Below are 11,952 nucleotides of genomic sequence, written 5' to 3' on the forward strand. Positions count from 1 at the left end.
AACGAGTAATTTATTCTTGCAAATATTCATCCACTACGTCAGCGCATTTTCTTCCTTCTGAAATTGCCCAAACAATCAAGGATTGCCCTCTACGAGCATCACCACAAGCAAATATTCCTGGGACAGTGGTTTTAAAGTGATTTCCTCCAATTCCAAATGAAGCTTTTATGTTTCCGAATGGATCAAATTCGACTCCGATTTCTTTTAATTGTTCTATGAGAGGCGATTTCTTTGGACCACTGAATCCAATAGCGATAAAAACTAAGTCTGCTGGAATCTCAAATTCTGTGTTGGGGATATCATAAATTTCAATTCTTGATTTTTTCATGACTTCATTTCCATAAACAGCTATCACGTTTCCGTTGGAGTCACCTTTGAAACCTTTTGCATGAGCTGCCCATTTTCGTATTACTCCTTCTTCCTGAGAGGTAGAAGTTCTCAAGATACGTGGATACAAAGGCCATGGTTCTTGAGGACTTCGTTTTAGAGGAGGAATGGGGTTATAATCCAATTGTGTCACAGATTTTGCTCCCTGCCGATTGGCGGTTCCAATACAATCGGAAGCAGTATCCCCTCCACCAATTACTACTACGTGTTTGCCTTTTGCATCGATAGGATTTTCGACATTGTCTCCTGCAACGATACGGTTGGCTTGAACCAAATAATCCATTGCATAGTAGATTCCCTTTAAGTCAGACCCGGGGATGTTTACTTTTCTTGGTTCTTCAGCTCCTATAGCTAATATAATAGCATCGAATTCTTTTTGGAGTTGTTGGATAGAAATGTCCACTCCCACGTTAACCTTGGTTTTGAATTTGACTCCTTCCATCTTAAGCTGTTCCAGTCTTCGATCAATACGCCACTTTTCCATTTTGAAGTCCGGTATTCCGTATCGAAGTAACCCGCCGATTCGATCTTCACGTTCAAAGACGGTAACGGAATGTCCTTTTCTTGCAAGTTGTTGAGCAGCAGCTAATCCTGCTGGACCTGATCCCACGATGGCAACTTTTTTACCTGTTAAAAAATCAGGAGGAAGAGGTTCTACCCAACCTTCTTCGAAACCTCTTTCAATGATCGTTCGTTCGATATTTTTGATAGAGACGGGGTTATCAATCAAACCTAATGTGCAGGCGTATTCACAAGGAGCTGGACAAAGCATACCTGTAAACTCAGGAAAATTATTCGTTTGATGCAGTCGATCCAATGCTTCTTTCCACTGTCCGTGATAAACCAATTCGTTCCACTCAGGGATTAAGTTATCAACAGGACATCCAGTATCACCTTGACAAAAAGGGATTCCACAATCCATGCAGCGAGCTGCTTGGATTCGCGCTGTTGTATCATCGTAGGATTTTTCAAATTCTTTGAAGTGAGTGACTCTTTTTTCGACTGGTTCCCTTGGGATGTCACTTCTTTTGTATTCTAAAAAACCTGTGATTTTACCCATGGAGCACCTCCTCGATTTCTTCTTCTTTTTCTTTTAAACCTGATAATTCTTCTTCTTCTAATTTCTGTAAAGCCAATTTGTAATCACCTGGCATTACTTTTACGAAATTACCAATTTCGTTTTCCCAGTTGTCTAAGATTTCTTTTGCTCTTTTTGATTTTGTGTATTGATAATGTTTAGTGAGCATATTCTTCACAAACTCTATTTCTTTTGGGTTGATAAGTTCTTCTATGTCCACCATAGATAAGTTGACGTTTCTTTCGAATACTTTCTCTGGATCCCAAACATACGCAATGCCACCGGACATACCCGCTGCAAAGTTTCTTCCTGTTTTACCCAGGATGATTACCCTGCCAGCAGTCATATATTCACAGCCATGATCGCCTACACCTTCAACCACTGCATACACGCCTGAGTTTCTGACGGCAAATCTTTCTCCCGCTACTCCATTAATATAAGCTTCCCCTGATGTAGCACCATAGAAACAAGTATTACCAATAATTATGTTTTCTGATGGATCTAACTCAGACTCTTCTGGAGTTTGGATAATGATTTTTCCGCCACTCAAGCCTTTCCCAACGTAATCATTTGCTTGTCCTTTTAAGTGGAGTGTAACCCCTTTTGTTAAGAAGGCACCGAAACTTTGACCAGCATAACCTCTTAAGTAAATTTTGATAGTATCTTCTGGTAATCCTTCGTTTCCATATCTTCTTGCAATTTCTCCTGAGATTATGGTTCCGAAAGCTCGATTTTCGTTGTTAATGTCCAGATGGAGTTCAACCGGATTGAAATTCTCAATAGCATCTTTGATTTTATCCATGATTTTATAATCCAACTGTTTTTCTAATCCGTGATCCTGTTTTTTGGTGCAGTAGAGTTGTGTATTAGGATAAGGGGTGACTTTTCTTAGAATATTTCCCATGTAGATACCACGAGCTTTCCAGTGATCACGAGGTTTATTAAACTTAATACGATGAACCTGACCTATCATTTCATTCATTGTTCGATAGCCGAGTTTCGCCATGTATTCTCGAACTTCCCTTGCAACAAAATAGAGGTAGTTTATTAGATACTCTGGTTTTCCCGTGAATTTTTTACGAAGTATAGGATTTTGCGTTGCAACCCCAACAGGACAAGTATTGAGATGGCATTTTCTCATCATAATGCAACCCATGACAATCATGGCAGAAGTGGCAAAACCAAATTCTTCAGCTCCGAGTAATGCGGCATAAACAACATCTAAACCATTCATCATTTTTCCATCAGTGGCTAACACAACTCTGTCTCTTAGTCCTTGTATGAGCAATGTTTGTTGAGTTTCTGAAAGTCCGATTTCCCATGGAGTTCCTGCGTAATGTATCGAAGAAATGGGGCTTGCTCCGGTTCCTCCATCATGTCCTGAGATCAGGATGTGATCAGCATGAGCTTTAGCAACTCCTGCTGCAATTGTCCCTACCCCCACACAAGAAACTAATTTTACACTAATTCTTGCTGTGGGATTGACGTTTTTTAAATCGAAAATCAATTGGGCTAAATCTTCAATGGAATAAATATCGTGATGTGGTGGTGGAGAAATCAAAGTCACACCTGGCGTTGAGTGCCGGATTTTGGCAATGATTTTATCCACTTTGAAGCCGGGGAGTTGTCCACCTTCTCCTGGTTTAGCTCCTTGTGCGATTTTGATTTGTATGTCTGATGCATTCACCAAATAATTCGTTGTTACGCCAAATCGACCAGAAGCTACTTGCTTGATGGCACTATTCATGCTATCCCCATTAGGTAGTGGCTTATATCGTATTGGATCTTCTCCACCCTCTCCGGAGTTGGATTTTCCGCCAATTCGATTCATTGCAATTGCGATATTGACATGAGCTTCCCAAGAAAGAGCCCCAAAACTCATGGCTCCAGTATGAAATCTTTTTAGAATGGATTCTTCTGGTTCGACTTCTTCAATAGGGACAGGAGGTTCTGAATAATCCAATTCAAAAAGACTACGTAAAGTGATCTTGTCTTTATTTCCTTCATAGATGTCTCGACTGAATTCTTTGTATAAGTCATAATCATTTCTTATGGCAGCTTGCTGGAGTTTAAAAATGGTCATGGGAGTCAAAAGGTGAGACTCTGAGTATTTCCTCCAATAATGTATCCCACCTACGTGGAGCTGACCAGGAATTAAGTTTTTATCGAATGCTTTTCGATGACGACGTACTGTTTCTTCTTCGAGCATCTCAAGACTGAGTCCCTCGATATGGGTGGGTGTGCCAGTGAAGTATAGATTTACTAACTCTGAGTCTAATCCCACTGCTTCATAAATTTGAGCTCCACAGTAACTTTGCAATGTAGAAATTCCCATCTTACTAAAAATCTTTAATAATCCTTTTTGGATTGCTTTGATGTAGTTTTTTCGGGCTTCTCGGAAATCTCGGATTTCTCCTAAAATACCTTGTTTCACTAAATCGTAAATAGTTTCAAAAGCCAAGTAGGGATTGATTGCATTCGCTCCATAACCAATCAACATCGCAAAATGAGCGACTTCTCGTGGTTCTCCCGACTCAACAATAATGCTGGTTTTTGTTCTTAAACCTGCACGTATGAGAAAATGATGAACTCCTGCGGTGGCTAATAAACTAGGTATAGGAGCCATATTTCTTGCAACGCCCCTATCGGAAAGTATGATGATGTTATAACCTTTTCGTATTGCTTGTGCAGCTTCATCACAAATTTGATCTAGACGATTTCTCATTCCATGTTTTTGATCAGGATCGAAGAGAATATTTATCGTTATGGTTTTGAATTTTCCAATGGAAATGCTTCGTATTTTTTCTAGTTCGTTGTTGGTGAGTATGGGATTTTTCAATTCTATTCGATGTGCATATTCAGGTTTTTCATCCAAAAGATTTCCTTCTGGTCCTAAGTAGCTTGTCAAATCCATTACAATTTCTTCACGAATGGGATCAATCGGAGGATTAGTAACTTGAGCAAATACTTGTTTAAAATAACGAAACAAGGGTTGGGGTTCAGACGATAAGATTGCTAAAGAAACATCATCTCCCATTGCTCCCGTAGGTTCTTCTCCTTTCTCCGCCATCGGTTTCATTGTCTGATAAACATCTTCTGTAGTGTATCCAAAGATTCTTTGTCTTTCAACAACGGTTGAATGATCTGGCTGAGGTATAAAAGGAGGATCAGGTAGTTCCTCTAATCGAATTGTATATTTTTTAATCCATTCTTTGTAGGGTTTTTGTTTAACAATCCTATGTTTGATTTCTTCGTCTTCAACAATCCTTCCTTCGTTGAGATCGATAAAAAACATTTTTCCAGGTTGCAACCTTCCACTTTTGACAATCCTTTCTGGTTCAACGGGAATCACACCTACTTCAGATGCCATGATTACGATGTTGTCTTTTGTAACGATATAACGTGCTGGACGTAATCCATTTCTATCTAACGTAGCTCCAATTACATTTCCATCAGAAAATACAATCGCAGCTGGCCCATCCCATGGTTCCAACAACATGGCATGGTATTCATAAAAGGCTTTTTTATCTTCATCGATGTCAGGATTTTTGGACCATGCCTCAGGAATCATCATCATAATTGCATGAGGTAAACTTCTTCCCCCCATGTAAAGTAGTTCTGCTACCGAGTCAAATGTAGCAGAGTCACTTTGCCCCACCATAATGATGGGAAGCATCCTTTTGAGGTCCTTCCCAAAGTATTTGGATGCCATTACCATTTGTCGGGCTTCCATCCAATTCACATTTCCACGTAGGGTATTGATTTCACCATTATGAGCAATCATTCGGAATGGTTGTGCCAAGTCCCATGTGGGTAGAGTGTTGGTTGAAAATCTCATATGTATCATGGTATAAGCGGATTCTATATCAGGATCAGTAATATCAGGATAGAAGTTAATCAATTGATCAGCCTTGAGCATTCCCTTGTAATTAATGGTTCTACTTGAAAAAGAAGGCACGTAGTATTGACTTCGATCTAATTTGAGCTCTGCCCGAATTCTTCGGTCAATCACTCTTCGAATCAAGAACAACTTTCGTTCAAACTCCATTTGATCTTGGATGTTTTCATTTGCTTCTACAAAAGCTTGCATAAAAAACGGTAGGGTTTTTTTCGCCAACTCACCACAATATTGTTCGTTGATAGGAACTTCCCTCCAACCTAAGAAGATTTGTCCTTCATCAAGAACTACTTTTTCTATGATGTTTTGGACTTTTTCTCGAAGGCTTCTTCTTCGTGGCATGTAAAAAAATCCAACAGCATACCTTCCGTAATCAGGAAGTTGTATTTGTAGTTTTTCATTTTCTATAACTTTTCGGAAAAACTTGTCAGGGATTTGGATTTGGATGCCAGCGCCATCTCCTGTTTCTGGGTCAGCACCGACAGCACCACGATGCTCTAATTTTTTTATAACTTGTAATCCTAATCGGACAATATGATTGGATTTTTTTCCTGTAAAATCTGCTACAAATCCCACACCACAGGAGTTTTTATGATATTCTGGTCTATACAAACCTTGAGGTTTTTCTAGGTTTTTTAAGGTGCGATTGTTAAGTTCCATTTTTTTCCCTCTTTAGGTCTAATCCTTTTAGGTTATTAGTTATATTTGAAATTTGATTTTAAAAACCTGACTGTTATTTGAAATTGCTTTTTTTAAATTGAATTTATCGTGTCAGGAAAATATCAATTACCAAAATTTTAAGATTACTTTATTTTGTAAATAATAATAAAGAAACATACGAAAACAAATACTTTATCCCAATGGATACATGATATCGTTCGAAATTTGATCAATTTCCTTCAAAATTTCTTTATCTAATTTAATTTCTGTTGCACTGAATATTTCATCAAGTTGTTCTGAGTTTGTTACACCAAAGATTACAGATGCGACAAAATCTTGTTGTAAAATCCAAGCTATGGATAAGGTCGTAGTTGAAATGTTGAGTTTTTCTGCTATTGGTTTAAGTCTATTAACGGTTTCTAAGGTTTTTTCGTTGATGTATTTTTTTACTTGTCTTTTTTGTCTTTCCCCCATGTTTTTGTAAATACTGAATCGAGCATTTTCTGGCGGATTTTCTTGGTTGTATTTTCCTGTGGTTACACCTCCAGCTAAGGGTGAATAGGGAAGTAAACTCACTTGTTCTTTACGAGAAATCTCTGCTAATGAGTCTTCAAATCTTCGGTTCAATATGCTGTAATTGTTTTGTATGGTTTCGTATCGGATGAGGTGATACTTATCGCTCACCCATAGACTTTTCATTAATCCCCACGGGGTTTCGTTGGAACAGCCTGCAATCCGGATTTTCCCTTGTTCTTTAAGTTTCGTCAGGGAAGATAAAATTTCGTAATAATAGGCTTCGTGATCAGCTCTCGGATCATTCCAGTGGATTTGATACAAATCAATATAATCCGTTTGAAGTCTTTTTAAACTGCCTTCGATTGCCTTTGTAATGTGGTGTTGATCTAAAGTAGTCAAACCACTTCGAACTGGGGGTACAAACCAACCATGAGAAGGTCCACTGACTTTTGTTGCTATAATGATTGAATCTCGAGGCTTGGTCCTGAACCATTTCCCCAAGATTTCTTCTGTGCGAAAGACCCATTTTTCATCGGGTGGCACAGGATAAATTTCAGCTGTATCAAAAAAATTTATACCAAAATCATAAGCTTTATCTAAGATTCGAAAACTTTCTTCTTCTGAAACAAAAGAACCAAAAGTCATAGTTCCCAAACAGAGTTGAGACACGAAAATAGGACTTCTACCCAATCTTTTATGCTTCATGTTAATACGTGTTTTTGCTATCAATGGGATGTCAAATCAAATGATTTACTCTAAAAAACACTATATCAATATCACATTTAGTTCAGAGGCTTTGGAATGGAGGGATTGGTCAGCTTCACCGATGAGGACTGGGATGGTTTGAAGTTGGTAGGCTTTGGAGAGAATATCGGATCGTCTTTTGACTCTGATGAGGTCATTTTCGTTTAGGGTCAAGGAGACTTCGGCGGCGATGAGGACCTTTATGTTTTTGTTGGATTTGAGGTATCCGGAGACTACGACATCGATGTTGAGGAGGTCGTCTTTTTCATCTTCGGAAATGATGCCTTCATCGACTTTTTGTTCGAGGAAGGTGGCGAGGTTTTCGATGTGCAGGAGTTTGCAGTTTCGGATGAGTTTACCGAAGAAGGCGGGGGCTTTTTCACGGACACGACGTTCGAAGTCTGAGCCTTTGAGAGCGTTTACGTCGTTCTTGAGTTTAGCCACATCTTGTTTTAAGATTTCGACATCTTGTTTTAAGATGTCTACGGTTTGTTTTAGTGAGATGTAGTTATGTTTTAGGGTTTCGACATCTAGTTTTAAGGTTTCGACGTCTTGTTTTAGAGGTAGGAATTGAGTATTAACGAAGGTTTCGAATTTTTTGGGTAGTTCGATGAGGTCTTCGGTGAGGATGAGGGAGCGGATTTGTAGGAGAATTTCTGGGTGTTCTTTGAGGATACGAAGGATGTCGAAGATAGTTTTGATTTCAAAAGTTTGGTTCATATAGAAACTAAGAAAAGAAAGACTTTTCTATTTTCAATTTGTTTTTTTATTCATAAATTTAAACCTGATTCGTTTTGACTTTATTTTCAGATGGATAAACCATCTTAAACATTTGACAAAAACGTATTTATAAAGAAAGTTGTATAGCAAATTCTTTGAGCAAAAGAAGGTGCCCATGAAGTCTGTAAAGGAAATCACAAAAATCAAATATTTGGACTCCCCAAGTGAATGGGTTCGTAGTTTCGCTTGCAACCACTTAAGCATATTGATTGTGTGTAGAGGTCCCATTCGTAAAGAAGCAATGGATGTGTTCGAAGGCTTAGGGATACGATATGGAATTCTGTTATCAGAAAAAGATTCTGTAGTCTATCCTCAGACTCTTGCTCCTGAGCTCCGTCAAATCAGGGATCCTGAACGTGTCCACCGAATCCCCGATTATACAGGTGCAACTCAAGATGAACGCAACCAGAGAATCCAAGACATCATCAACATTTGCAAAAAATATAATTATACTCATGTGTTTGCTGGTTATGGCTTCATGGCAGAGGATGCTCACTTTGTTTCTTCTCTTGAGAATGCAGGTATTGGTTTCGTTGGACCTGAATCAGGAGTTCACCTTAAGGCAGGTTCCAAAGATAATGCTAAAAAAATTGCACGTAAAGTTCAAGTTTCAGTTACACCAGGTATTGATAATATCACTTCATTAACCTTAATTGACAAAGTTCAAGGTCGTAATGGTTTATTAGATTTGATTCAAAAACATCAATTTGATATACCCAACATCGATCAACTCAATGATGAAGAACTTGCCGAAGAAATTTTAAATCAAAGCTACAAAAAAGGTGTTCCTCTCATTACGCTAGAGGATTTACAAAAAAAAGCAAAAGAAGAAATTGCGAAAATCTTAGAACAAAATCCTGGGAAAAGAGTTCGTCTAAAACACGTAGGTGGAGGTGGTGGAAAAGGACAAAGGATTGTAACAACAGCAGATCAAGTTCCTTCAGCTGTATTGGAAGTTTTATCAGAAGCAAAAGCTTTAGGTCCTGCAGATAATAAAAACTTTCTCATTGAATTAAATATAGAAAACACACGTCACAATGAAATACAGCTTTTAGGGAATGGAGAATGGGCAATTGCATTGGGTGGACGTGATTGCAGTATCCAAATGTATGAACAAAAATTAGTGGAGCTTTCCATAACCGATGAGCTTTATGCATACGAGATAGAACGTCTCTACAAAGAAGGTAAAGTCGAATGGGCAAAACGTTTAGAGCGTGATCGAGAGTTCCTTCGTCAAATGGAAGAACAAGGAGCACGTTTCGGGGAAGCTGTGGGATTGAATTCAGCTTCTACGTTTGAGTGTATTGTTTCGGATGAAGGTTTTTACTTCATGGAAGTAAATACTCGTATTCAAGTTGAACATCGAGTGACGGAAATGGTCTATGGTCTTCGCTTCCGAAACCCTAATAATCCTGATGATTACTTTGAGGTTGAATCCATTGTCGAAGCTATGGTTTTATGTGCAGCACATGGGAAGCGACTTCCTAAACCAGAAAGGTATCTAAAGAATTTGGCTGGCGGTGAGGTGCGTCTCAATGCCATGAATCAAGCTCTCCAACCTCATGCTGGAGGAATCATTGAATATTGGTCTGATCCCGTAGAATATGAATTACGGGATGATCAAGGAATTGGAATTCGAAACCCAGATACAAAAACTTTTATTCACTATCACTTAGCAGGTGCTTATGACTCCAATATTGCTTTGATTGTTTCTTGGGGAAATTCTCGTAAGCAAAATTTGGAACGCTTAGGGGATATTTTAAGAAGAATGGAGTTAAGAGGTGTGGATTTAGAAACCAACCGAGAATTCCACATGGGCATGGTATATTTTCTTTTAGGTTTGGATGAGATGGCAAGACCCGACACAAAAGTCACAATGCCCTATCTTGCAATGGTAGGCAATTTGGCTCAACATGCGAGAAATATCGATGTAGATACAGCATGGGAAATCATGGAAAATTTCTACATCAAGCTCTATGGAAATACAATCAAAAACATTATCGATTACAAACTTACTCTTATAACAAGACCCTTAAAGCAAATCCTTAAAGAACCTCATCTTTTAGCGGGTTGGTTAAGATACAATTATAACAAAAGTTTTGTTTTAGACACCAATCAAAGAGTGCGATGGATAAAAAATCCTTTGATTGTTTTAGATGATCTATATAGGTTTTTACACCTCGATGAGCGGGATACACCACCTTCTCAAAAAATCTGGTTCCATGATCATGAACTTCTTCAAAAGGGCTTGGAATTCTATCGAGATTTGTATCATCATTACAAAAATTTACCGGAAAACTTCTACGAACTTCACAAAATACTAACAGAAACATTCCAAATTGATGGAAAAAAGGAAATCCTTTCAGCTCACATTGGACATACTTTAGGTTTAGAACTTTTGGAGATTCTTATCTATGTAGGTTTAGAAAGTAAGATTTTTGATGTTTATTTAGATCGGAACTTAAGGCTTGTTTTCCCAAGTGAATATTATGATCCTCAAAGACAAAAAGAATACATTAAGCATTTATCTCCACCACCACCACGAACTTCAGATACTATTGTAGCTCCCATGGGAGGAATGATTTACTTCCGAGAAACACCCACAAGTCCACCATATGTTGAAGTGGGAAGTCATTTTGAAACAGGTCAACCTCTATTCGTAATTGAAGTGATGAAAATGTTCAATAAAATCCCAGCGGAATTCTCAGGAACTATTGTTGAAAAATTAGTAAAACAGGATGGAGTAGTTGTTCAAAAGGGACAAGCAATTTTTAAAGTAAAGCCTGATGAGGAAGTTGAAATCGAAACTCCAGAAATTCTAGAAAAGCGAAGAAAAGAATATACAAGAAAAATCATGGACAATATATACCAAAGCATGTAAGAAAAGGGCATATTCGAAAAAACAATGTACTAAAGAAGAAATTTATATTAAATTGATAGAATGAAAGTAGGTTTGTTTTTTGATGATTTGTTTTTAAAGCACGACACAGGAAGTTATCACCCCGAAACGCCGCAACGACTAATTGCAATCCACGAAAAATTGCTCAAATCAGGGGTTTATGATCGTTTCACTATGTTGCCTAAACGTTTTGCCACAACGGAAGAAATAGAACTTGTTCACAAAAAATCTTACATTGATTACGTAAGGCAGGTTTCTCAAAGAGGTGGTGGTTATTTAGATGGAGATACTCCGGTAAGTAAAGATTCTTTTGATTCGGCTTTGCTTGCCGTTGGTTGTGGTTTAGAGGCTGTTGATAAGGTTCTTTCAAATCATGTCCAAAGGGCGTTACTTCTTGTTCGACCACCTGGTCATCATTCCTTGAGATCTCGGGGTATGGGGTTTTGTCTTTTTAACAATGTGGCAATCACCGCAAGATATGCTCTATCAAAAGGACTAAAAAAGATCGTAATTTTGGATTGGGACGTTCATCACGGAAATGGAACTCAAGATGAATTCTATCAAGAAAAAGAAGTCTTGTTTATTAGCATTCATCAGTTTCCGTTTTATCCGGGGACAGGTGCGATTGATGAAATAGGGGAAGGCGAAGGAAAAGGTTTTACTTTGAATGTTCCCATGCCTAGGAGTTCAGGAGACTCTGAGTATAAAAAAGCATTTGAGGATCGTATACTTCCCAAAATCGTAGAGTATGAGCCTGAGTTGATTTTGATTTCAGCTGGCTTTGATGCCCATAAGATGGATCCCTTAGGAGGAATGGAGTTATCTTCAAAAATGTATGAATGGATGACAGAAAAGATTGTGAAGATTGCCAATGAATGTTGTGGTGGAAAGGTCATTTCTTATTTGGAAGGAGGGTATTCACTACCTGCTTTGGCTGAGTCAGTGAAACTTCACGCAGAAGTGCTTCTTGATGGATAAAAAATGGGTAAA

The 11,952-nt window shown here is 38.3% G+C and carries 6 protein-coding genes; 2 read left to right on the top strand and 4 right to left on the bottom strand.

Annotated elements, in window-relative coordinates:
• Positions 1 to 10 precede the first annotated feature (10 nt).
• The 4 genes from NZ853_08040 to NZ853_08055 form a co-directional block, all read right to left on the bottom strand.
• On the bottom strand, positions 11 to 1,447 hold the full coding sequence (locus tag NZ853_08040) for a glutamate synthase subunit beta (GenBank protein ID MCS7205633.1): 1,437 nt from the start codon (positions 1,445 to 1,447) through the stop codon (positions 11 to 13).
• The gene (gene gltB, locus NZ853_08045; GenBank protein ID MCS7205634.1) at positions 1,440 to 6,023 is read right to left on the bottom strand and encodes a glutamate synthase large subunit; all 4,584 of its coding nucleotides are present in this window, start codon (positions 6,021 to 6,023) and stop codon (positions 1,440 to 1,442) included. The genes NZ853_08040 and gltB overlap by 8 nt, the downstream gene beginning before the upstream one ends.
• A gap of 192 nt (positions 6,024 to 6,215) precedes the next feature.
• A complete protein-coding gene (locus tag NZ853_08050) occupies positions 6,216 to 7,244 on the bottom strand; it encodes an aldo/keto reductase (GenBank protein MCS7205635.1) in 1,029 nt (342 codons plus the stop codon).
• Between the two features lie 60 nt (positions 7,245 to 7,304).
• On the bottom strand, positions 7,305 to 8,003 hold the full coding sequence (locus tag NZ853_08055) for a hypothetical protein (protein MCS7205636.1): 699 nt from the start codon (positions 8,001 to 8,003) through the stop codon (positions 7,305 to 7,307).
• 175 nt (positions 8,004 to 8,178) lie between these two features.
• Here NZ853_08055 and NZ853_08060 point away from each other — a divergent pair, with 175 nt between their 5' ends.
• Together NZ853_08060 and NZ853_08065 are read left to right on the top strand one after the other, a co-directional pair.
• Positions 8,179 to 10,944, top strand: a complete 2,766-nt coding sequence (locus tag NZ853_08060) for a biotin carboxylase (protein MCS7205637.1) — start codon at positions 8,179 to 8,181, stop codon at positions 10,942 to 10,944.
• Between the two features lie 51 nt (positions 10,945 to 10,995).
• Complete coding sequence (locus NZ853_08065) at positions 10,996 to 11,940, top strand: histone deacetylase (protein MCS7205638.1); 945 nt, start codon at positions 10,996 to 10,998, stop codon at positions 11,938 to 11,940.
• Positions 11,941 to 11,952 lie beyond the last annotated feature (12 nt).

This window comes from Leptospiraceae bacterium (assembly GCA_025059995.1).
Classification (GTDB): Bacteria; Spirochaetota; Leptospiria; order Leptospirales; family Leptonemataceae; genus SKYB61.